This is a genomic window from Pelomonas sp. BJYL3 (genome assembly GCF_027257975.1).
GTDB lineage: Bacteria > Pseudomonadota > Gammaproteobacteria > Burkholderiales > Burkholderiaceae_C > Roseateles_B > Roseateles_B flavus.
In genome coordinates this window covers 380,509-401,377 of the sequence record NZ_JANZKX010000003.1, presented here as the reverse complement: position 1 = coordinate 401,377, position 20,869 = coordinate 380,509, and the positions used below count along the sequence as shown (strand labels likewise).

At 68.9% G+C, this 20,869-nt stretch carries 17 protein-coding genes; 6 read left to right on the top strand and 11 right to left on the bottom strand.

All coding sequences use genetic code 11. The features are described from left to right. Nucleotides 1-462 precede the first annotated feature (462 nt). From O9Y01_RS11495 to O9Y01_RS11485, 3 genes are all read left to right on the top strand, one after another. Complete coding sequence (locus tag O9Y01_RS11495) at nt 463-3,390, top strand: ribonucleoside-diphosphate reductase subunit alpha (RefSeq protein ID WP_269631725.1); 2,928 nt, start codon at nt 463-465, stop codon at nt 3,388-3,390. A gap of 263 nt (nt 3,391-3,653) precedes the next feature. After that, nucleotides 3,654-4,811 (top strand): ribonucleotide-diphosphate reductase subunit beta, encoded by a 1,158-nt coding sequence (locus O9Y01_RS11490; protein WP_269631724.1) that lies wholly within the window; start codon nt 3,654-3,656, stop codon nt 4,809-4,811. Nucleotides 4,812-5,038: 227 nt separating this feature from the next. Continuing rightward, nucleotides 5,039-5,746, top strand: a complete 708-nt coding sequence (locus tag O9Y01_RS11485; protein ID WP_269631723.1) for a histone H1 — start codon at nt 5,039-5,041, stop codon at nt 5,744-5,746. 70 nt (nt 5,747-5,816) lie between these two features. Here the strand turns inward: O9Y01_RS11485 and O9Y01_RS11480 are convergent, their stop codons facing one another. From O9Y01_RS11480 to O9Y01_RS11430, 11 genes are all read right to left on the bottom strand, one after another. Beyond that, nucleotides 5,817-7,106, bottom strand: coding sequence for a zinc-ribbon and DUF3426 domain-containing protein (locus tag O9Y01_RS11480; RefSeq protein WP_269631722.1), 1,290 nt, complete (start codon nt 7,104-7,106; stop codon nt 5,817-5,819). Between the two features lie 130 nt (nt 7,107-7,236). After that, nucleotides 7,237-8,133 (bottom strand): 50S ribosomal protein L11 methyltransferase, encoded by an 897-nt coding sequence (gene prmA, locus O9Y01_RS11475; protein WP_269632124.1) that lies wholly within the window; start codon nt 8,131-8,133, stop codon nt 7,237-7,239. Nucleotides 8,134-8,294: 161 nt separating this feature from the next. Next, nucleotides 8,295-9,644: an acetyl-CoA carboxylase biotin carboxylase subunit gene (gene accC / locus O9Y01_RS11470; RefSeq protein WP_269631721.1), complete on the bottom strand. Its 1,350-nt coding sequence runs from the start codon at nt 9,642-9,644 to the stop codon at nt 8,295-8,297. A gap of 132 nt (nt 9,645-9,776) precedes the next feature. Continuing rightward, complete coding sequence (gene accB, locus O9Y01_RS11465) at nt 9,777-10,241, bottom strand: acetyl-CoA carboxylase biotin carboxyl carrier protein (RefSeq protein ID WP_269631720.1); 465 nt, start codon at nt 10,239-10,241, stop codon at nt 9,777-9,779. An 81-nt stretch (nt 10,242-10,322) separates the two neighbouring features. Next, on the bottom strand, nt 10,323-10,772 hold the full coding sequence (aroQ, locus tag O9Y01_RS11460; RefSeq protein ID WP_269632123.1) for a type II 3-dehydroquinate dehydratase: 450 nt from the start codon (nt 10,770-10,772) through the stop codon (nt 10,323-10,325). A 207-nt stretch (nt 10,773-10,979) separates the two neighbouring features. Then, nucleotides 10,980-11,552: a TlpA family protein disulfide reductase gene (locus tag O9Y01_RS11455; protein WP_269631719.1), complete on the bottom strand. Its 573-nt coding sequence runs from the start codon at nt 11,550-11,552 to the stop codon at nt 10,980-10,982. Continuing rightward, on the bottom strand, nt 11,549-12,184 hold the full coding sequence (locus O9Y01_RS11450) for a hypothetical protein (RefSeq protein WP_269631718.1): 636 nt from the start codon (nt 12,182-12,184) through the stop codon (nt 11,549-11,551). Before O9Y01_RS11450 ends, O9Y01_RS11455 begins: the two co-directional genes overlap by 4 nt. 26 nt (nt 12,185-12,210) lie before the next feature. Further along, nucleotides 12,211-12,981, bottom strand: coding sequence for a transglycosylase domain-containing protein (locus O9Y01_RS11445; protein WP_269631717.1), 771 nt, complete (start codon nt 12,979-12,981; stop codon nt 12,211-12,213). A 3-nt stretch (nt 12,982-12,984) separates the two neighbouring features. Continuing rightward, complete coding sequence (gene aroE / locus O9Y01_RS11440; RefSeq protein ID WP_269631716.1) at nt 12,985-13,839, bottom strand: shikimate dehydrogenase; 855 nt, start codon at nt 13,837-13,839, stop codon at nt 12,985-12,987. Beyond that, on the bottom strand, nt 13,836-14,696 hold the full coding sequence (locus O9Y01_RS11435) for an energy transducer TonB (RefSeq protein WP_269631715.1): 861 nt from the start codon (nt 14,694-14,696) through the stop codon (nt 13,836-13,838). Before O9Y01_RS11435 ends, aroE begins: the two co-directional genes overlap by 4 nt. Before the next feature lie 19 nt (nt 14,697-14,715). Continuing rightward, nucleotides 14,716-16,752 carry a ribonuclease catalytic domain-containing protein gene (locus tag O9Y01_RS11430; protein ID WP_269631714.1) on the bottom strand — a complete coding sequence of 679 codons (2,037 nt, stop codon included), beginning with the start codon at nt 16,750-16,752 and terminating at the stop codon, nt 14,716-14,718. Nucleotides 16,753-17,320: 568 nt separating this feature from the next. Here O9Y01_RS11430 and O9Y01_RS11425 point away from each other — a divergent pair. From O9Y01_RS11425 to O9Y01_RS11415, 3 genes are read left to right on the top strand one after another with little or no spacing between them, the layout of a single operon-like run. Beyond that, entirely contained in the window at nt 17,321-18,613 is a 1,293-nt protein-coding gene (locus tag O9Y01_RS11425; RefSeq protein ID WP_269631713.1) for an ABC transporter substrate-binding protein, read from the top strand. Next, nucleotides 18,610-19,326 (top strand): response regulator, encoded by a 717-nt coding sequence (locus O9Y01_RS11420; protein WP_269631712.1) that lies wholly within the window; start codon nt 18,610-18,612, stop codon nt 19,324-19,326. Before O9Y01_RS11425 ends, O9Y01_RS11420 begins: the two co-directional genes overlap by 4 nt. Next, on the top strand, nt 19,316-20,866 hold the full coding sequence (locus tag O9Y01_RS11415; protein ID WP_269631711.1) for an ATP-binding protein: 1,551 nt from the start codon (nt 19,316-19,318) through the stop codon (nt 20,864-20,866). The genes O9Y01_RS11420 and O9Y01_RS11415 overlap by 11 nt, the downstream gene beginning before the upstream one ends. Nucleotides 20,867-20,869 lie beyond the last annotated feature (3 nt).

The following is a 20,869-nucleotide window of genomic DNA, read 5'->3' as shown; positions in this document are numbered from 1 at the left end:
CCCATGCCCCTTTTCCGGACGGTCCGCTTAGTCATTTGCGCCGGCCCGGTCAATGGGGGTAGGACGCTATCGGTAGTGCTTGAAGAGGGTGGGTGCCCTAGATATAGTGTTCTTTCATGCTATCCTGCTGACTTGGCAAACCACTGAAATGCCTCGCGTTCATGCCCTGCCAATCTTCGGCGCCGCTTCCCTGGAAGCCGGCTTCGGGGACTTCACACCAGGGCTCGCAGGATGCCGCCGGAGTTCGCTCCGCATGGCATCGGCCGGAACGGAAAGCGCAGTGGAGCCCAGTCGCCAGCGGCGGCAGGGCGGGCATACCGGCTGCATGAGCCGGCCCGTCGTGACGCAGCTGTCGGCATCTGGGCGTGAGCCATCCAAACCAAAAAAAAGAATCTTGGGAACGCTGAGGCGGGCCCGGGCTTTTTGTTCTCTGCAGTAACGATTTCCAGACAAGGACTCTTCATGCAAACCGTTGTCGCCAGCACGCTCGCCGAAGGCGCCGTGGCCCACGCTGCCACCGCTGACACGCCTCGTCAGTCGGCCTATCAGGCTTACCAGATCATCCGCCGCAATGGCGCTGTGGTGTCCTTTGAGCCCAGCAAGATTGCCATCGCGCTGATGAAGGCCTTCCTGGCCGTGCATGGCACCAGCGGTGCGGCATCTGCCAGCGTGCGCGAGACGGTCGACGCCCTGACCGAGGCCGTGGTGCGCGCCCTGCTGCGCTCGCGCCCGAGCGGTGGCACCTTCCATATTGAAGACGTGCAGGACCAGGTCGAGCTGGGCCTGATGCGCGGTGGCCATCATGAAGTGGCCCGCGCCTATGTGCTGTACCGCGAGCGCCGCTCGCAGGAGCGCCTGCGCCAGGGCGAGGTGGCCCAGGCGGCCGCGCCCGAGACGGCCCTGATGGTCACCGACGGCGGCCACCGCGTGCCCCTGGACCTGGGCCAGCTCACCGCCCTGATCCGCTCCAGCTGCGAAGGCCTGGGCGCCGACGTCAAGCCCGAGCCCATCCTCGCCGAGACCAAGCGCAATCTGTACGACGGCGTCCCCATCGACGAGGTCTACAAGGCCTCCATCCTGGCCGCCCGCACGCTGATCGAGAAGGACCCGGGCTACAGCCAGGCCACCGCCCGCCTGCTGATGCACACGATCCGCAAGGAGATCCTCGGCCAGGAAGTGACCCAGGCCGAGATGCACACGCGCTACGCCGACTACTTCCCGCAGTTCATCAAGAAGGGCATCCAGGCCGAGCTGCTGGACGAGAAGCTGGGCCAGTACGACCTGGCCAAGCTGGGCGCGGCGCTGAAGGCCGAGCGCGACTTCCAGTTCGACTACCTGGGCCTGCAGACCCTGTTCGATCGCTACTTCCTGCACACCGAAGGCAAGCGCATCGAGATGCCCCAGGCCTTCTTCATGCGCGTGGCCATGGGCCTGGCGCTGAACGAAATCGACCGCGAGACGCGCGCCATCGAGTTCTATGAAGTGCTGTCCAGCTTCGACTTCATGAGCTCCACGCCCACGCTGTTCAACTCGGGCACCCGCCGCTCGCAGCTCTCCAGCTGCTACCTGACGACGGTGGCCGACGACCTCGACGGCATCTACGAGGCCCTCAAGGAGAACGCGCTGCTGTCGAAGTTCGCCGGCGGCCTGGGCAATGACTGGACCCCCGTGCGCGCCCTGGGCTCGCACATCAAGGGCACCAACGGCAAGAGCCAGGGCGTCGTGCCCTTCCTGAAGGTGGTCAATGACACGGCCGTGGCCGTGAACCAGGGCGGCAAGCGCAAGGGCGCCGTGTGCGCCTACCTGGAGTCCTGGCACCTGGACATCGAGGAGTTCCTCGAGCTGCGCAAGAACACCGGCGACGATCGCCGCCGCACCCACGACATGAACACGGCGAACTGGATTCCCGACCTGTTCATGAAGCGCGTGGTCGAGGGCGGTGACTGGACCCTGTTCAGCCCCTCCACCTGCCCGGACCTGCACGACCTCTTCGGCCAGGCCTTCGAGAAGGCCTACGTCGAGTACGAGGCCAAGGCGGACCGCGGCGAGATCAAGCTCTTCAAGCGCATGCCCGCCAAGGACCTGTGGCGCAAGATGCTCTCGATGCTGTTCGAGACCGGCCACCCCTGGATCACCTTCAAGGACGCCTGCAACGTGCGCTCGCCGCAGCAGCATGTGGGCGTGGTGCACTCGTCCAACCTGTGCACCGAGATCACGCTGAACACCAATGACAGCGAGATCGCCGTGTGCAACCTGGGCTCGGTCAACCTGGTCCAGCACCTGAAGGACGGCCCGGATGGCAAGAAGGTCATCGACCACGACAAGCTGAAGAAGACCGTCCGCACGGCCATGCGCATGCTGGACAACGTCATCGACATCAACTACTACGCCGTCAAGAAGGCGCGCGACTCCAACCTGCGTCACCGCCCGGTGGGCCTGGGCCTGATGGGCTTCCAGGATGCGCTGTATGCGCTGCGCACGCCCTACGCCTCGGCCGAGGCGGTGGAGTTCGCCGACCGCTCGATGGAAGCCATCTGCTACTACGCCTACTGGGCCTCGACCGAGCTGGCCGAGGAGCGCGGCCGCTACAGCAGCTACCGTGGCTCGCTGTGGGACCGCGGCATCCTGCCGATCGACTCCCTGGACCTGCTGCTGCAGGAGCGCGGCGGCTATGTCGAGGTGGACCGCTCCGCGTCCATGGACTGGGACAGCCTGCGCCAGCGCATCGCCACCTACGGCATGCGCAACAGCAACTGCGTGGCCATCGCCCCGACCGCGACCATCTCCAACATCATCGGCGTGGACGCCTCGATCGAGCCCTGCTTCGGCAACCTCTCGGTGAAGTCCAACCTGTCCGGCGAGTTCACGGTGATCAACGAGTCCCTGGTGCGCGACCTCAAGCAGCTGGGCCTGTGGGACGACGTGATGGTCATGGACCTGAAGCACTTCGACGGTTCGCTGCGCCGCATCGACCGCGTGCCCGAAGAGCTCAAGGCCCTGTACGCCACCGCCTTCGAGGTGGAGCCGCAGTGGCTGGTTGAGGCTGCCTCGCGCCGCCAGAAGTGGATCGACCAGGCGCAGAGCCTGAACATCTACATGGCCGGCGCCTCCGGCAAGAAGCTGGACGAGACCTACAAGCTGGCTTGGCAGCGTGGCCTCAAGACCACCTACTACCTCCGCACGATCGGCGCCACGCACGCTGAGAAGAGCACGGTCAGCAAGGCCGGCCAGCTCAACGCGGTGCCAGGTGGGATGTCGGGCCTGAACGCCGCGCCCGTGGCGGCAGCCCCGGCGGTGCAGGCCGCGCCGGCAGTCGAGGTGGACAACACCCCGGCCACCGACATCAAGTTCTGCTCCATCGACAACCCCGACTGCGAGGCCTGCCAGTAAGGCTTGCAGCAAAGTCCGCGCCGGTCAGCCCGGCGCGGACGCATTCAGAAGCGAGCGTTCATCGCTGCCCGCGTTCGGCGGGCATCCGTGAATGCTTCAGCACCGGACCGCGGTGTCATCGCACGCCGCCCGAGGCCGAAATCGCCACGCACATTTGCGGCGTTAGCGATGCGGTCCAGCAACAGCGCATTTGTGTCGCTGTCAAGAAGTCCTTGGTGTTTTAGACACAACACTCCGATAATCCGCAAGATAGGAAGTCCACCATGTTGGTTTGGGAAGAAGACCGTAAGCCTGCGCCTAGCGCCTCGAATCATGGCCTGAGCGCCACCCACTCCAGCGGCCTGCAGCAGGCCGTGGCGGCAGCGACGCCGCCGGCTTCTGCCTCCACCGCCACCGCCAGCGAGCGCCGCGTCAACATCGCCGACAAGCGCATCATCAACGGCCAGACGGACGTCAACCAGCTCGTGCCCTTCAAGTACAAGTGGGCCTGGGACAAGTACCTGGCCACCTGCGCCAACCACTGGATGCCGCAGGAGGTGAACATGTCCCGCGACATCGCCCTGTGGAAGGACCCCAACGGTCTGAGCGAGGACGAGCGCCGCATCATCAAGCGCAACCTGGGCTTCTTCGTGACGGCCGATTCCCTGGCCGCCAACAACATCGTCCTGGGCACCTACCGCCACATCACCGCCCCCGAGTGCCGCCAGTTCCTGCTGCGCCAGGCCTTCGAGGAAGCGATCCACACGCACGCCTACCAGTACATCGTCGAGTCCCTGGGCCTCGATGAAAGCGAGATCTTCAACGCCTATCACGAGGTGGCTTCCATCCGTGACAAGGACGAGTTCCTGATCCCCTTCATCGACGCGATCATGGACCCGAACTTCCACACGGGCACGCTGGCTGCCGATCAGACGCTGCTCAAGTCGCTGATCGTCTTTGCCTGCCTGATGGAAGGCCTGTTCTTCTACGTGGGCTTCACGCAGATCCTGGCCATGGGCCGCCAGAACAAGATGACCGGTGCCGCCGAGCAGTACCAGTACATCCTGCGCGACGAGTCCATGCACTGCAACTTCGGCATCGACCTGATCAACCAGATCAAGCTCGAGAACCCGCAGCTGTGGACGCCCGCCTTCAAGGCCGAGATCAAGGCCCTGTTCCTGAAGGCCGTGGAGCTCGAGTACCGCTATGCCGAGGACACCATGCCACGTGGCGTGCTGGGCCTCAATGCCGCGATGTTCAAGGGCTATCTGCGCTACATCGCCAACCGCCGTGCCACCCAGATCGGTCTGGAGGAGCTCTTCCCCAACGAAGAGAACCCCTTCCCCTGGATGAGCGAAATGATCGACCTGAAGAAGGAGCGCAACTTCTTCGAAACCCGCGTCATCGAGTACCAGTCCGGTGGCGCCCTGTCCTGGGATTGAGCGGGCTGCCTGGTCAGCGGCCTGTGTCCCTTTGAGTGCTCGTCAATGAGATCAAGACAAGCGATGCAAATGAACCGTCAGACGCGGAAATGCGCGGCGGTGCATCGCGACCCCATTCACCGTACCGTGGCGCTGCTCCAAAGCGACTCTCGGGCGGTGGATAGCTGCGCTGAGGTGGACCGGTCCGCCGCAGGCAGTGCTTTGTTCACTTGATCAAGGAGAAAACCATGGCAACTGCAAAGACCCCGGGCAACAAGGCCCCTACCGCCAAGAAGGCAGCTCCGGCCAAGAAGGCCGCTCCCGCCAAGAAGGCTGCTGCGCCGGCTAAGAAGGCCGCTCCGGCCAAGAAGGCTGCTGCTCCGGCAAAGAAGGCCGCTCCGGCCAAGAAGGCTGCTGCTCCGGCGAAGAAGGCCGCTCCGGCCAAGAAGGCTGCTGCTCCGGCGAAGAAGGCCGCTCCGGCCAAGAAGGCTGCTGCTCCGGCGAAGAAGGCCGCTCCGGCCAAGAAGGCCGCTGCTCCGGCGAAGAAGGCCGCTCCGGCCAAGAAGGCTGCTGCTCCGGCAAAGAAGGCCGCTCCGGCAAAGAAGGCCGCTCCGGCCAAGAAGGCTGCTGCTCCGGCAAAGAAGGCCGCTCCGGCCAAGAAGGCTGCTGCTCCGGCCAAGAAGGCTGCTGCTCCGGCCAAGAAGGCCTCCGGCACCAAGAAGCCGCCGATCAAGGCTGCTCCCAAGGCCGCTGCCAAGCCGGCTGCCAAGGCCGCCAAGCCTGCCGCCAAGCCCGCTGCCAAGGCTGCGAAGCCGGCTGCGAAGCCGGCTGCCAAGCCTGCCGCCAAGAAGGCCGCCGCTGCTCCCGCAGCTGCCAAGCCTGCCGCTGCACCGGCTGCCAAGACGGCGCTGAGCCCGCAAGCCGCGTGGCCCTTCCCGACTGGCAACAAGCCCTGAGCTTGAGCCCAGGGGATCACCTTCGGGTGCTCCCCGTCAAAGAAGAAAACCCGGCCTCGGCCGGGTTTTTTCATGGGTAGAAGATCTCGACCGTGTAGCCGTTGACCCGCTGTCGCCCGGTGCTGAACACCAGCTGCAGGGCCTGCTCGCTGTTGGCGCCCGTGCTGGCGCGGCCGTTGACGAAGTCCTCGGGCTTGAGCGCCTTCTTCATCAGCACCTTGCCGTTGCCGTCGTTGAGGCTCAACTCCACCCAGGGCGTGGCCAGCTCCCAGGGGCTCTTGTTGCGCAGACTGAGGCTGAACTTGTAGTGGTTGCCGCTGGCGGCTTCCGACAGGCCTGTGCTCTCGACGCTGAAGGCATCGAGCCGGCGCCAGGGCTGCAGCTCGCAGCCCATCTTCTCGCAGGCGCCGCCGAGCCATTGCCGGGCCAGCGGGGACTGCGTGGACAGGGCGTCGCGGTAATGCCAGCCCAGCTGCGCGGCCGCTGTCAGCAGCAGCAGCGCGCTGCCCAGCCCCAGGGCCAGGCGCACGCCGGGGCGCTGCCAGCGCGCCTCGCCCTCCGCGCGGCGCAGGAAGCCTGGCTTGCGGGCCGGGGCGTCAGGCAGGGTGCTTGCGGCGCTGGCAGGTGCAGGCGCCGATTCCTGTGCCGCCTTCGCCTGGGCCTGTGCCGTCTGAAGGCGCGGTGAGAGCACCACGTCGGGCCCCAGGTCCGGGCTTGCGGCAGCCGCGGGCTGCGGCGCAGCGGGCGAGCGGGCCGCGAGGGGCGCTGGGGTTTCCTCGAGCGGCTCCGGCGGCTCGAACTTCAGCCCCTTGGGTTCGGGCAGGTCCTCTCGAGCATCCAGCGGCGCAGCCGGCGTGGACGGCTCCTCCCAGAAGGGCTCGCGGCGGTCTCCCGGGCGCTCGCCGCCGGCAGACCAGGCGGGCGCCTGCAGCGGCTGACGGGCCTCTTCATGCGCGACGGTGTTGACGCCTGCCGATGGCAGCGCCGCCGGGGCCATCGCCGCAGCCTCGCGGGCCATGGGGCGGGCGGGTGGCGGCGCGGGTGTGGGTGTGGGTGTGGGTGGACGGGCGAGCGGCGGCGCCGCATGCGCCGCAGGCTGTGCCGGTGGGGCCACCCGCGGCGCAGGGGCCGGGGGCTGTGCGGGGGCGACGGCCTCTTCGGAGGCGGCGTCGCTCATCGACTCCGGGCCGGCAGGCGGCCACGGGGGCGGTGCTTCACGATCCAGGTCGAAGAGCTGTTCACGGGCGTCGAAGACCTCGGCGCAGCGGCCGCAGCGCACCCAGCCCTCGGACACGCGCAACTGGTCCTGCACCACGCGGAAGATGGTGCCGCAGGCGGTGCAGCGGGTAGCAAGACTCATGGGGCAGGATCATGCCACGAAGGCCTGGCCGCACAGCGCGCGCTCACCCCTAGAAACATCACTCTCGGGCGCGCTTGCGGGGCTTGCGCGGTGGTGGGGGTCAGGCCTTGCCTGGCCTTTCGCGAAGGACTCAGGCCGGACGCCGCGCCGTCATCAGGATCCAGCCTTCCTCGCTGTCGCTGACCTCGAGGGCCAGCCAGGGCGCGTAGGCGTCCTTCAGCTCCTGGGCCTGGCGCTCGAGGATGCCGGCCAGCACCAGATGCCCACCGGCTCGCACATGGGCGCACAGCAGCGGTGCCAGCAGCTTCAAGGGCGTGGCCAGGATGTTGGCCAGCACCACCGGATAGTCACCCTGGGCGGCGTCCGGCAGCGCGGCGCGCAGCGAGACCTGGTTGGCCTCCGCATTGGCCTGGGAGGAGATGATGGCGGCGGGGTCGATGTCCACCGCATCAATGTTCTTTGCGCCGTGCAGCGCGGCGCCGATGGCCAGGATGCCCGAGCCGCAGCCGTAGTCCAGCACGCGGTCCCAGCCGGCGGCCTCGGCGCCGTGGCGGGCGATCCAGCGCAGGCACATGCGCGTCGTGGGGTGGGTGCCGGTGCCGAAGGCCAGACCGGGGTCCAGGCGCATGATGCGCGTGGCCTGGGCCGGCGCCTCATGCCAGGACGGCACGATCCAGAACTCGGGCGTGATCTCGACGGGCGCGAACTGCGACTGCGTCAGGCGCACCCAGTCCTGCTCCTCCACGGCCTGGATGGTCTGCACGTGCACGTCCTGCGCCCAGTCCTGGGCCAGCAGCAGGGTGGCGGCCTCGGTGGCCTCGGCCTCGCTGGCGAACAGGGCCTTCACGACGGAACGCTCCCAGCCCGCCTTGGGCGCGGGCATACCGGGCTCGCCGAACAGGGCTTTCTCGGAAGCGGTGTCAGCGTCGGCATCCTCCACCGAGACGGCGAGCGACTCCACTTCCATCAGCGCGTCGCTGACGGTCTCGACGTCGTCCTCGCGGCAGATGAGCACGAGCTCGTGCAGGTCGGGGGTGCTGGGGGTGTTGCTCATGGGGAAACCTTCAAGTGCACATCAAAAGCACAAGCCCCGGGCGGCATGGGCCGCGCCAGGGCTGTGGCGGGTGCGTATGCGTCAGACGCGAATGATAGGGCGTCGCTCGCGTGCGGCGCTGGTTCGGCGCCTGTTCAGCGCTTGTGTTGGTTCATCCAGCCTTCGAGGTAATGGATGGACGTGCCGCCTTCGATGAACTTCGCATCGGCCATCAGTTCGCGGTGCAGCGGGATGTTGGTCTGGATGCCTTCCACCACCGTCTCCGACAGGGCGATGCGCATGCGGGCCAGGGCCTGCTCGCGGGTGTCGCCGTGCACGATGATCTTGCCGATCATGGAGTCGTAGTTGGGCGGCACGAAGTAGTTCGTGTAGGCATGCGAGTCCACGCGGACGCCGGGGCCGCCAGGCGGGTGCCACATGGTGATGCGGCCAGGCGAGGGCACGAACTTCACCGGGTCCTCGGCATTGATGCGGCACTCGATGGCATGGCCGCGCATCTCGATATTGCGCTGGGTGAAGGGCAGCTTCTCGCCAGCGGCGATGCGGATCTGCATCGCGACGATGTCCACGCCCGTCACCATTTCCGTCACCGGATGCTCCACCTGCACGCGGGTGTTCATCTCGATGAAGTAGAACTCGCCGTTCTCGTAGAGGAACTCGAAGGTGCCCGCACCGCGGTAGCCCATCTTCTTGCAGGCGGTGGAGCAGCGGTCGCCGATCTTCTCGATGGTGCGGCGGGGAATGCCGGGGGCCGGCGCTTCCTCGATGATCTTCTGGTGGCGGCGCTGCATGGAGCAGTCGCGCTCGCCCAGCCAGACGGCGTTCCTGTGGCCGTCGGCCAGCACCTGGATCTCCACATGGCGGGGGTTCTCGAGGAACTTCTCCATGTAGACCTCGGGATTGCCGAAGGCAGCCGCGGCCTCGGACTTGGTCATCTGCACGGCGTTCACGAGCGCAGCCTCGGTGTGCACCACCCGCATGCCGCGGCCACCGCCACCGCCTGCGGCCTTGATGATCACCGGGTAGCCCACCGCGCGGGCGATCTTGACGATTTCCTTGGGGTCGTCCGGCAGGGCGCCTTCGGAGCCGGGCACGCAGGGCACGCCGGCCGCGCGCATGGCCTGCTTGGCGGACACCTTGTCACCCATCATGCGGATGTTGTCTGGCGTCGGGCCGATGAAGGTGAAGCCGCTGCGCTCCACGCGCTCGGCGAAGTCCGCGTTCTCGGACAGGAAGCCGTAGCCCGGATGGATGGCCTCGGCATCGGTCACCTCGGCGGTGGCGATGATGGCCGGCATGCTCAGGTAGCTCTGGGCAGAGGGGGCGGGGCCGATGCACACGGCCTCGTCGGCCAGCTTGACGTACTTGGCGTCGCGATCGGCCTCGGAGTAGACGACGACCGACTTCACACCCAGTTCGCGGCAGGCGCGCTGGATTCGAAGGGCGATCTCGCCTCGATTGGCAATCAGGATTTTCTTAAACATGGCAGTTGCTCAGCACTCTGGGTGCAATGCGGCCAAGGGCCCATCCAGCAGCGGTCGCGGATCCGGCTGTGCCGGGCCGTCGATCGCGCCCCCTTGAGGGGGCCGGTGCAGCCGGTAGGGGGTGGGGCGTGTTCACTCGATGATGAACAGCGGCTGGCCGAATTCCACCGGCTGGCCGTTCTCCACCAGGATCTTGGTCACCGTGCCGGACTTGTCGGCATCGATCTCGTTCATGATCTTCATGGCTTCGATGATGCAGATGGCCTGGCCTTCCTTGACCTGCTGGCCCACTTCCACGAAGGCCTTGGCATTGGGGCCGGACGCGCGGTAGAAGGTGCCCACCATGGGCGACTTCACCACATGGCCGGTCTCGACCGGCGCGGCGGCCGGCGCGGCGGCCGCGGCGGCCGGGGCTGCAGCGGCAGGGGCGGCGGCCACCGGGGCGGCCATCACCGGCATGGCCTGGGCCATGGGCACGGCCACCGTGCCGTCGGACTTGACGATGCGCACCTTGCCATCGGCTTCGGTGATTTCAAGTTCAGAAATGTTCGACTCGGACACGAGGTCGATCAGGGTCTTGAGCTTGCGCAGATCCATGAGGCTTCTCCAACGGAAAGATTTGTGGTGCTTGCCAATGCCACGGTCAGGACCTTGACCGTGCCCTCGCTTCAGCCGCCTTCAGCCGGCACTGGCCCGGACATGATCCAGTGCGTGCATCAGGGCGTAGCGGTAGCCCTGGGGACCCAGGCCGCAGATGACGCCCAGCGCGAGCTCCGACACATAGCTGTGGTGGCGGAAGGCTTCGCGCTTGTGGATATTGGAGAGATGGACCTCGACAAAAGGCAGGGCCACCGCCGCCAGGGCGTCCCGGATGGCCACGCTGGTGTGCGTATAGGCTGCCGGGTTGATGATGATGAAGCGCGTGCCGTCACGACCCGCCGCCTGGATGCGGTCGACCAGGGCACCTTCGTGGTTGCTCTGGAAGCTTTCAAGCGTGGCCCCTGCATTGGCAGCGAATTGCTGCAGATCTGCATCGATCTGCGCCAAAGTCGTTGCGCCATACACCCCGGGCTCCCTGCTGCCAAGGAGGTTGAGGTTGGGACCATGAATCACGAGAATCTGCATCAGCGACGTGCCGCGGCGGTTTAGAGCGTAGACACTAGAAGCGTGAAAGGCTGAACTTTAGCTTTTTTAGACCCAGATCCCGGCATCTAGCCAAAAATAAATGGCTTGACCTTCCGCAGTTCTTGAGCTTGCCCAAGAAAGCACGGGATTCGGGGCTTGACGGTCACCGGGGCTGGCGCGGACGGCATTCTGGCGCGCGATGCGCCCCTGTCAGGCCCCGGTTTTCCCTGCCTCGGGGGCCGGCCGGCCGCTGGCGAGGGCCTGGGCCACCGCCTCCAGCTCCCCCGCCTGCAGGGCGCCCAGCCGACGCCAGAACAGCTGACCGCGGGCATCGAAGACCACGCTGAACGGCAGTCCGCCCTGGTTGTTGCCCAGTTGGCGACCCAGCTCCAGGCCCTGCACGCCGCCCAGGGCCAGGGGCAGGGTCAGCGGCAGGCGGCCCAGGAATTCCTGCACCGCCTCCTTGCGGTCGATGGCCAGGCCCAGGCCCTGCCAGTCAGGCCGGGCCTTGAGGAACTGCTCGATCTCCGGCAGCTCGCGCACGCAGGGCGCGCACCAGGTGGCCCAGAAATTCAGCAGCAGGGGCTTGCCGCGCAGGCCGCGGGCGGCCAGCTCGCCACCGTCCAGGGTCTCGAAGCGGGCCAGCCAGAAGGCGTCGGCCGGCGAGCCCGGGCGCGGGGGCGCTTCGGCGGGCGCGGGGGCGTGGCCGCGCTGGGCCATCCAGGCGCCCAGGCCGGCGGCGGCCAGGCCCACGGTCCCGAAGAGGGCGTGGCGGCGATTCATGCCGCGTCCCCAGCGGCCGGGAGCAGGGGTGCAGGCGGCGCCTCCTCCTGCAGCAGCCGGCGCAGGGCCGTGAGGTCCCCGCGCTCGGTGCGCCCGCGGCTGTCGGGCTTCAGCGCGCCGCGCAGATCGTCCTTGTCCAGGATGCTCAGGGCGATGGTCACCCATTCATTGAGCGGCTTGCAGCGCTCGGCCACTGTCAGCAGGTCCACCGGGCCGCGGGGGCCCTGGGTCTCGCCGACCTCGTAGTCCACGCCGGCGTTGATCAGGGCGATCTCGGCGGACTTGCTGTCGTCGCAGAAGAGCTGCAGATGGATGTTGGACAGGCGCGTGGCCGTGCCGCGCCAGACGGCGCCGCACAGATGCGGGCGGAACTCGGCCAGGCGGTCCATCCACAGGGCGGCCAGCTCGCGCAGCGCGCGCAGCTCGGCTGGCTGGGTGTCGGCACAGAAGAGGGCGAGATAGTCGCGGACCTCGTCCTCCAGCTCCTCGTTGCTGGGCAGCGGGGCATTGCGGGGCAGGCCCATCTGCTTGTGGGCGCGGCGCTTGGCCGGGCCGTATTCCAGGCCTTCCTCCACCACCATGCGGGCGGCAACGGCGGCGATCTCGGCGGTGAGCGGGCTGGCAGAGGCCATGGTGGGTGGGCGTGAGGGTCAGGGGTTCAGGGCAGGACAACGCCGCCCATGCGGGCCTCGATGGTGCTGGCGCGCCCCACCACGTAGGCGGAGCCGGGTCGCTTCTCGAAGCGCTTGGGCGCCGGCAGCATCACCGCCAGGCGGGCGGCCTGCCAGGGCGCGAGCTGGGCGGCATCGACACGGAAATAATGCCGCGCCGCGGCCTGGGCGCCAAAGACCCCTTCGCCCCATTCGACATTGTTGAGATAGATCTCGAGGATGCGCTGCTTGGACAGCAGGGCCTCCAGCATGAAGGTCAGGATGAACTCCTGTCCCTTGCGCAGCAGCTGGCGCTCGCCGCTGAGGAAGAGATTCTTGGCCAGCTGCTGGGTGATGGTCGAGCCGCCGACGACCTTGGCCTGGGGCTTGGCCGGCGCCGGCTTGTCGCTGTCCCGGGCCGGGGCCTTGGCGACGGCTTTGGCGCGCTTGTCGGCCCGGGCCTGCTCGCGCTGGTTCTTGTCCCAGGCCTTCTCCAGCGCGTCCCAGTCGACGCCGCCATGTTCGGAGAAGCCGGCATCCTCGCTGGCGATCACCGCACGCTTGAGCGCCGGAGCGAGGCGGGCATCGGGCACCCAGTCCTGGCTCCAGGCGACCTCATGCTTCTCGGTGGCCAGGCGCCAGATCTCGGAGCGCTGGAAGCTGGTGGACTGCGGGTCCAGCCCGTTCATCAGCGCGATGCGGACCAGGAAATAGAGCTGCAGGGCCAGCAGGCCCAGGGCCAGCAGGGCCAGCAGACGCAGGGGCAGGCGGCGCAGCATGGCTCAGCCCCTGGTCGCGAGCTGGGCGCGCAGGCCGGCCAGCACCGGGGCGGTATCGGGGCGTACGCCGCGCCAGAGCTGGAAGGCCTCGGCGGCCTGCTCGACCAGCATGCCCAGGCCGTCGCGAGGGCGGGCGCCCTGGGCGGCCACCCAGTCCAGGAAGCCCTGGGCCTGCGGGCCGTACATCATGTCCACGCCCAGGCCGCCTTCGCGCAAGACCTGACCCCGCACCGGCACGCCGGCGCCGGCCAGGCTGGCGCTGGTGCCGTTGACCAGCACGTCGAAGCGGTCTTCGGGCAGATCCTGCAGGGTGCTGGCCTGCAGGCGCACGCCATGCTCCTGGGCCCAGCGGGCGTGGCTGACCACCAGGGCTAGGGCCTTGTCGGCGCTGCGGTTGGCCAGCGTCAGCTCGGCAGGCCGGGCGGCGATCAGGCTGCCCAGCACGCCGGCCGAGGCCCCGCCCGCGCCCAGCAGCAGCACGCGCAGGCCGGCCAGGGGCTGGCCCGCATTGGCCTGGATGTCGCGGACCAGGCCCAGGCCGTCGGTGTTGTCGCCCCACCAGCCCTGCTCGTCGAAGCGCAGGGTGTTGACCGCACCGGCCAGCTCGGCCCGCGGGCTGCGGCGGCGGGCCGAGGCAAAGGCCTCGAACTTGAAGGGCACGGTGACGTTGCAGCCCTTGGCGCCCGCTGCCGCAAAGGCCTGGACCGTGGGCAGGAAGGCGTCCAGCGGGCACAGCAGACGCTCGTAGACCAGGTGCTGGCCCGTCTGCGCCGCGAACTGGGCGTGGATGCTCGGGGACTGGCTGTGCGCCACCGGATTGCCGGCGACGGCGTAGCGGTCGGGGCCGGTGGCGTTCATAGCTGCTCCGTCACGGTGGCTTCCAGTCCATCCTCGCGGGTGAACTTGAAGCGGGTGGTGATGACCAGCACCTCGGCGCTGCGTCGCATCTCGATGTTGAAGTCGCCGAAGGGCTGGCAGGCGCGCACGATGGCCACGGCGCGCTTGTCCAGCTGGTTGTTGCCGGAGCTCTGGACGATCTCGGTGTCCACCAGGCGGCCCTTGAAATCCACGTGGATGTTCATGATCAGCTCGCCATAGAGCTTGCGGCCGCGGTAGGTGGGGAAGTCGCGGGTGCCGCGTTCCTCGATGCGCCGGCGCAGGGTGTCGTAGTACTGGGCATAGACCACCTCGCGCGTGGCCGGGCTCACGTAGCGCTTGCGGGGACGGGCGTTTTCGTCGTTGACGCGCTTCTCGATCTCGGCCATCAGCTGCACCAGCTGGCGGCGCTTCTCGGCCTGCTCGCGGGCCTCGGGGGAGCTGCGCTCGCGGCGCGGGTCTGGCGGCGGCAAGAGGGCCAGTTCGCGCCGGACCTGGGCCAGCAGCTGCTGCTGGACTTCCTGCAGCTTGGCGATCTGGGCGCGCTGGGTCTCGGTGTTGTCGCCCAGCTCCATGCGCGGCGAGGGCGCCAGCGGCGAAGTGGCCCGCTTCTGCCGGGCCGACTCCCCGCCGCCGGCCAGATTGGCCTGAGCCAGGGCCTTGGCCTCGGCCGGGGCGTCCTTGCTGCGCGCATTGACCAGCACCACCTCCAGGGGCGTGTCCTGGAACAGACGCTGGAATCGCTCGGGATCGGCAATGCGCAGGGCCAGCAGCATCAGGTGCAGGCCCAGGGAGACGATCAGGGCGAGGTGAAGCGGCTGGATCTTGCGAGGCAGCATGGCGTGGGCTTGCGTGCGCTCAGGCGGCCGGGGCGACAGGCGCCTCGGAGCCGCCCTCGGCGTCGTTCAGGTCGATGGCGAGCGTGAGCGGGCCGCTGCCGGCGTCTTCGTCCTCGTCCACGGTCTCCGCGTCATCCGGGGCCTGTGCTTCGTCCAGGCGCTCGACCAGGGAGGCGTGCACGTCCAGCGTCATCTCGTCGATGCCGGTGATGCGCACCCGCACATGGCTGCCGCGCGCCAGGCCTTCGCAGCCCAGGGCGCGGAAGACCAGGGGGAGGGTGTCAGCCCGCACCAGGCCGTCCTTCATCACCGAGGCGGTGAGCTCATGGATGGCGTTCTGCTGCAGGTAGCGCAGGGTCCAGTAGCGCTCGATGCCCGACTGGAAGCCGTTGTAGGCCGAGTAGGCGGCATCGAAGCCCGAGATGATGGAGAAGAGCTGTGCGTCCTTGGGCTTGAAGGGTGCCACCAGGGCCGCGGTACGGCCGTGGCGGGCGCAGGCGATGATCTGCCACTGGTTGACCAGGTCGGTGTAGCGGCGCAGCGGCGAGGTGGCCCAGGTGTACTGCGCCACGCCCATGCCGGCATGCGGCAGGGCCTTGGTGCCCATGCGCACCTTGACGCCCGGCGCCAGGCTGGCCTGGCTGCGGTAGATGCCCGGCAGGCCCAGCTCGTTGAGCCAGCCGCCCCAGCTGCTGTTGGCCAGGATCATGGCCTCGGCCACGATCAGGTCCAGCGGCGCGCCGCGCTGGCGGGTGCCGATGCTGACGGCCTCGTGGCCCTCGGGCTCGCGCTCGCCGTTGCTGTCCAGGCGGAAGGTGTAGTCGGGGCGGTTGAAGGTCTCGGGCTTGCCGCGCACGATCTCTCGCTGTGCCTTCAGATGCTTCGCCAGGCGGAAGCAGAAGCGCAGCTCGGCGCTGAAGGCGTAGTCGGCCGGCGCCTCGCCGGTCAGCGAGGCCTCGGTGACGGTGCTGTCCAGCTTGTCGTGGCGCAGGTTGGCGGCGATGGGCACGCGCTCGAGCTTGGTCTCGCGGCTGCGGATCTCCAGCGTGGCCTCGTCCATCGTGACGTACAGCGAGACCGCCGGGCAGTCGCGCCCCTCGGCCAGCGTGTAGTGCTGCACCACCTCGTCCGGCAGCATGGTCAGCTTCCAGCCGGGCATGTAGACGGTGGAGAAGCGCTCGCGGGCGACCTTGTCCACCGGCGAGTCCGGCTGGATGGCCAGGCCCGGCGCGGCGATGTGGATGCCGAAGACGATGGTGCCGCTGCCCAGGCCCTGCACGGAGAGGGCGTCGTCGATCTCGGTGGTGGCCGAGTCGTCGATGGAGAAGGCCTGCACGGGCGCCAGGGGCAGCTCGTCGGTGATGGCCGGCGCGGTGAGCGCCGGGAAACCGGTGCCCTTGGGGAAGTTCTCGAACAGGAAGCGCTTCCAGTGGAACTGGTAGGGGCTGCTGATCGCGCCGGCGCCCTTGAGCAGGTCCAGCGGCGCCTGCTGCGAACGCTTGGCGGCCTCGACCACGGCCTTGTACTCGGGGCCGTTCTTGTCAGGCTTGAAGAGGATCTTGTAGATCTGCTCGCGGATGCCGGCCGGGCACTGGCCCGCGATCAGCTCCTGGGCCCAGGCCTCGATCTGCAGGGCCTGCTGGCGCTTGCGCTCGATGCCCAGCAGGGCGGCCTTGACCTGTTCCTCGGGGGCCTTCTTGAACAGGCCCTTGCCCATGCGGCGGAAGTAGTGCGGCGCCTCGTAGAGCCTGAAGAGGGCGGCGGCCTGCTGGATCACGCCGGCCTTGGCGTCGAAATAGTCCCGCGCCAGGTCCGCGAAGCCGAACTCGCCCTCGGGGGCGAACTCCCAGGCGAGGTCCAGGTCGATCTCCAGGCCCAGGGCCTGGCCCTCGGCCATGAGCTCGGCGGGGGCCGGCTTGTCGAACTTGAGCAGCACATTGGCTGCCTTCACTTTGACGCGCTTGCCCGAGTCCAGCTCGATCTGCATCGAGCTTTCCGCTTCGGACATCACACGGCCGGCGAGGAATTTTCCGGCGTCATCGAACAGGGCAAACATAGGGTGCGCATTGTCGCCCAAGTGCAGTGGTGCCGGTCGCAAGCCGAACGCGGGCCTCGCGCGACGGGCGCCGCGAAGAGGTCAGCGGGCCGCCGGGGCATTGGTCGGTGGCGGCCCGCTGGAACGAGGAGCGATCCACAGGGGTGGGCGCCAGACTCGATGCCCAGGGCCCGCGGCTTGCCTGCCGGGCCCCCAAGGCACCCTGGTCCGGGTCCTGACGGTGTGAGCGTCTGTGGGCGCGAGCCTAGCCCATCGTCATGACGTCAGGGGGCCTTGCGGGGGCGGCTCCACAGGGCGGCGGACCCCGGCGCGGGGGCAGGGCTTACGCTTCATTACGAGTTCATTGCCCGCTGTGCGAACAAGCGGGCGCCTGCCGCGCCTGCCGCCCGGTGGCTGATCGAGAAACTCCCAATCCGGGCCGCGCTCCGCGGCCGTGAGAATCGTGACAAGGTCCGCGACGGGAAGGTCTGTGTCTTACAGAAGCTCACGAAAGTCCAACAAAACGTCAGCCGGCTCCAGCAGAGGCGCCGGCAAGATGCGGCGCATGTTGTGGGCGGCTGCTTTGCCAATGAGCTTGTGGTCGGCGCTGCCGGTGATCGCAGCGCCGGCACCGGCGCCTGCGTCGGCGGCGGTGGCGGAGGCCCCTGGCGAGCTGACGGTGCTGCACTGGTGGACCTCCGCCAGCGAACGGGCCGCCGCCAACCATGTGGCGGCCCGCCTGGCCGAGCAGGGCCTGCGCTGGGTGGACAGCGCGGTGGCCGGCGGCGGCGGCGGTCCGGCCGTCAAGGTGCTGAATGAGCGCATCCTGCGGCGCATGGCGCCCAAGGTGGCGCAGCTCAACGGCCAGTCCATGAACGAATGGGCCGACATGGGCCTGCTGCTGGAGCTGGACGCCGTCGCCCAGCGCAAGGGCTGGGCCCGCACGCTCTTTCCTCAGGTGCTGAGCCAGCTGAGCGTGCGCGAGCACATCGTGGCCGCGCCGCTGGGCATCCATCGCATCAACAACCTCTACCTGAACCTGGCGGTCTTCCGCCAGCACGGCATCGAGCCGCCCACCGACTGGGCGGGCCTCGCCCGGGCCGCCGAGCGCCTGCGCTCGGCCGGCGTCACGCCCGTGGCCTTCAGCGACGAACCCTGGCAGGTGGCCACGGTGTTCGAGGCCCTCCTGCTGGGCGAGGCCGGCCCGCAGCTGTACCGGCGCATGATGGTGCAGCAGGAGTGGCAGGCCTTCGAGGACCCGGCGCTGGAGCGCGCCTTCCGGCGCCTGCGCGAATGGCGCAGCCTCGCCCAGCCGGCCGGCGCAACCGGCGGGGGCGAACGCCCCTGGACCGAGCTGGTGGCCGACTTCGCCTCGGGGCGCGCCGCGATGCTGATCACGGGCGACTGGGCCCGCGGCGAGCTGGGCGCCCTGGGCCTGGAGGGGGGCCGCGACTTCGACTGCCGCGCCGTGCCAGGCACGGCGGCGGTCCACCTCTTCAGCATCGACACCCTGGCCATGCTGGCCGGCGACCGCAGCGCCCAGCCCGAGCAGGAGAAGATGGCCGAGCTGCTGGCCAGCGCCACGCTGCAGCTGGGCTACAACCGCATCAAAGGCTCGGTGCCCGTGCGCAAGGATGTGCCCGTGGACGAGCTGGACCCCTGCGCCCAGCAGTCCTACCGCCTCTTCGCCGCGCCCGCCACGCCGCGCGTGCCCAGCCTGGTGCACCGCATGGCCTTTGGCGAGGTGGGCAAGAACGCCCTGATCGAAACCGTCCACCGCTTTGCGCTGGACCCCGCCCAGACGCCGGCGGCCGCGCAGCGCAGGCTGCTGGGCCTGCTGCGCGCCCTGCCTTCCAAGCCCTCCCGATCCGCCGCGCCATGAACCGCACCATCCTGATCGTCGATGACGACCAGAAGATCCGCAGCCTGCTCAAGACCTACCTCGAGAAGAACCAGTACGAGGTGCTGCTCGCCCACGACGGCGCCAGCTTCATGGCCGAGTTCGAACGCCATCGCGAGCAGATCAGCCTGTGCATCCTGGACGTCATGCTGCCGGACACCGAGGGCTTTGCCCTGTGCCAGGCGGTGCGCCGCCGCTCCGACGTGCCGGTGATCATGCTCACCGCCAGCGCCGAAGAGACGGACCGCATCGTGGGCCTGGAGCTGGGTGCCGACGATTACCTGGGCAAGCCTTTCAACCCGCGCGAGCTGCTGGCCCGCATCAAGGCCATCCACCGCCGCTCCGGCCAGGAGCGCAGCCAGCCGGCGCGCTTCTTCCGCTTCAACGGCTTCACGCTGGACGTGCTGGAGCGCAGCCTGGTGGACCCCGACGGGCAGGCCTCGCCCCTGTCCGGCATGGACTTCCAGCTGCTGAAGCTGCTGGTGGAGCACCCCGGCCAGGTGCTGGACCGCAGCCGCCTGGCCGAGGTGACCCGCGGCCGCGACCTCGGGCCGCTGGACCGGTCCCTGGACGTGCAGATCAGCCGCCTGCGCCAGCGCCTGCGCGACGACGGCAAGCAGCCGGCGCTGATCAAGACTGTGCGGGGCTCGGGCTATGTCTTCGCCAGCACCGTCCAGGTCAACGATGCGGCCTGAGGCCGGCCTGCGCTGGACGCCGCCGGCCGGCCTCCAGCGCGTCCTGGCCTTCCTGCTGGACAGCCTGCAGGGCCGCTTCGTGCTGGCCATGCTGGGCGGGCTGGCCCTGGTCCAGCTCCTGGTCAACCTGCTGTGGTACCACCAGCTGGAGCAGCGCACGCGCCGGCAGGTCGAGCTGGCGGCCCACCACCTGGCCAGCGGCGCCCTGGGCGCGGTGCGCGGCCTGCGCGAGCTGCCCGCGGCCTACCGCCCGCTGCTGATCGAGCAGCTGCGCACCATGGGCGGCACGCGCTTCCTGGTCTTCATCAACGCGGCGGCGGTGGAGGTCCAGCCTCTGCCCGGGCCGCCGGTGGTCCGCGAGCTGGAGGCCTCGCTGCAGCGGGAGTTGCAGGCCCGCCTGGGGCAGCAGGCGCCGCTGCGGGTGACGCTGGCCTCGCCCCTGGGCCTGCGGGTGGGGCCGCAGGGCGGGCTGCTGTCGGACCTGCCGGAGAGCTGGGTCGATCCCTCCTTGCTGGCAGCCGACCGGCCCGCGCCCTTCGTCGTGATCCAGCTGGAGACGGAGCCGGGGCAATGGCTGTACCTCAGCAGCACCCTGCCGGATCCCTTCCTGCTGGAGCAGCTGGAGTTCTTCACCTGGCAGCGCCTGGCCCCGCAAGGCCTGACCCTCGCCCTGGCCCTGCTGCTGAGCCTGGTGGCCTCGCGGACGCTCACGCGGCCCCTGCGCGGCCTGAGCCGGGCGGCGGCGCGCGTGGGGCATCGCTCCGTGCCGCAGCCCTTGCGGGTCAGCGGCACGGCCGAGGTGCGCCAGGCCACGCAGGCCTTCAACGAGATGCAGGAGCGCATCCGCCGCTACCTGAGCGACCGCGAGCGGCTCTTCGCCTCCATCTCGCACGACCTGCGCACGCCCATCACGCGCCTGCGCCTGCGCAGCGAGCTGCTGGACGACGAGGCCGTGCAGGACGAGTTCCACGAGGATCTCGATGAGCTGGACCTGATGGTCAAGACGGCCCTTCAGATCGTCAAGGACACCGACATCCACGAGAACCGCGCGCCCGTGCGCATCGATCTCGTGCTGCAGAAGATGGTGCGTGACGCCCGCATGGCCGGCCAGCGCATCGAGCTGGAGGAGCGCCCCCTCACCGTCTTCGGCAAGCCCCTGGCCCTCAAGAGAGCCCTGGGCAATCTGCTGGACAACGCGGTGTTCTACGGCGGCGGCGGCGAGGGTCGGCCGGTGCAGCTGCGCATGGAGGACGGCCCTGAGGGTCAGGTCTTGCTGACGGTGCGCGACCACGGCCCCGGCGTGCCCGAGCAGGCGCTGCACCAGCTGGGTCAGCCCTACACCCGCCTGGCGCACGGCCGGCAGGCGCGGGCGGAGGGGCTGGGGCTGGGCTTGTCCATCGTGCGGGACATCGTGGCCGACCATGGCGGCCATCTGCAGTTCCGCAACCATCCCGAGGGGGGGCTGGAGGTGCGGCTGAGCCTGCCGGGGCCGGCCGCTGTGGCGGATGCCGCTGACGCTGCCGACGGGGCGGCGGGCTGAGCG

Excerpts from the sequence above, each read along its gene's own strand:
- O9Y01_RS11445 (WP_269631717.1), bottom strand. The coding sequence starts at position 12,981 with ATGCTGCGCCGCCTGCCCCTGCGTCTGCTGGCCCTGCTGGCCCTGGGC.
- aroE (WP_269631716.1), bottom strand. The coding sequence starts at position 13,839 with ATGAACGCCACCGGCCCCGACCGCTACGCCGTCGCCGGCAATCCGGTG.
- O9Y01_RS11495 (WP_269631725.1), top strand. The coding sequence starts at position 463 with ATGCAAACCGTTGTCGCCAGCACGCTCGCCGAAGGCGCCGTGGCCCAC.
- accB (WP_269631720.1), bottom strand. The coding sequence starts at position 10,241 with ATGGATCTGCGCAAGCTCAAGACCCTGATCGACCTCGTGTCCGAGTCG.
- O9Y01_RS11420 (WP_269631712.1), top strand. The coding sequence starts at position 18,610 with ATGAACCGCACCATCCTGATCGTCGATGACGACCAGAAGATCCGCAGC.
- O9Y01_RS11490 (WP_269631724.1), top strand. The coding sequence starts at position 3,654 with ATGTTGGTTTGGGAAGAAGACCGTAAGCCTGCGCCTAGCGCCTCGAAT.
- O9Y01_RS11435 (WP_269631715.1), bottom strand. The coding sequence starts at position 14,696 with ATGCTGCCTCGCAAGATCCAGCCGCTTCACCTCGCCCTGATCGTCTCC.
- O9Y01_RS11480 (WP_269631722.1), bottom strand. The coding sequence starts at position 7,106 with ATGAGTCTTGCTACCCGCTGCACCGCCTGCGGCACCATCTTCCGCGTG.
- accC (WP_269631721.1), bottom strand. The coding sequence starts at position 9,644 with ATGTTTAAGAAAATCCTGATTGCCAATCGAGGCGAGATCGCCCTTCGA.
- O9Y01_RS11485 (WP_269631723.1), top strand. The coding sequence starts at position 5,039 with ATGGCAACTGCAAAGACCCCGGGCAACAAGGCCCCTACCGCCAAGAAG.
- O9Y01_RS11450 (WP_269631718.1), bottom strand. The coding sequence starts at position 12,184 with ATGGCCTCTGCCAGCCCGCTCACCGCCGAGATCGCCGCCGTTGCCGCC.
- O9Y01_RS11455 (WP_269631719.1), bottom strand. The coding sequence starts at position 11,552 with ATGAATCGCCGCCACGCCCTCTTCGGGACCGTGGGCCTGGCCGCCGCC.
- O9Y01_RS11430 (WP_269631714.1), bottom strand. The coding sequence starts at position 16,752 with ATGTTTGCCCTGTTCGATGACGCCGGAAAATTCCTCGCCGGCCGTGTG.
- O9Y01_RS11415 (WP_269631711.1), top strand. The coding sequence starts at position 19,316 with ATGCGGCCTGAGGCCGGCCTGCGCTGGACGCCGCCGGCCGGCCTCCAG.
- O9Y01_RS11425 (WP_269631713.1), top strand. The coding sequence starts at position 17,321 with ATGAGCTTGTGGTCGGCGCTGCCGGTGATCGCAGCGCCGGCACCGGCG.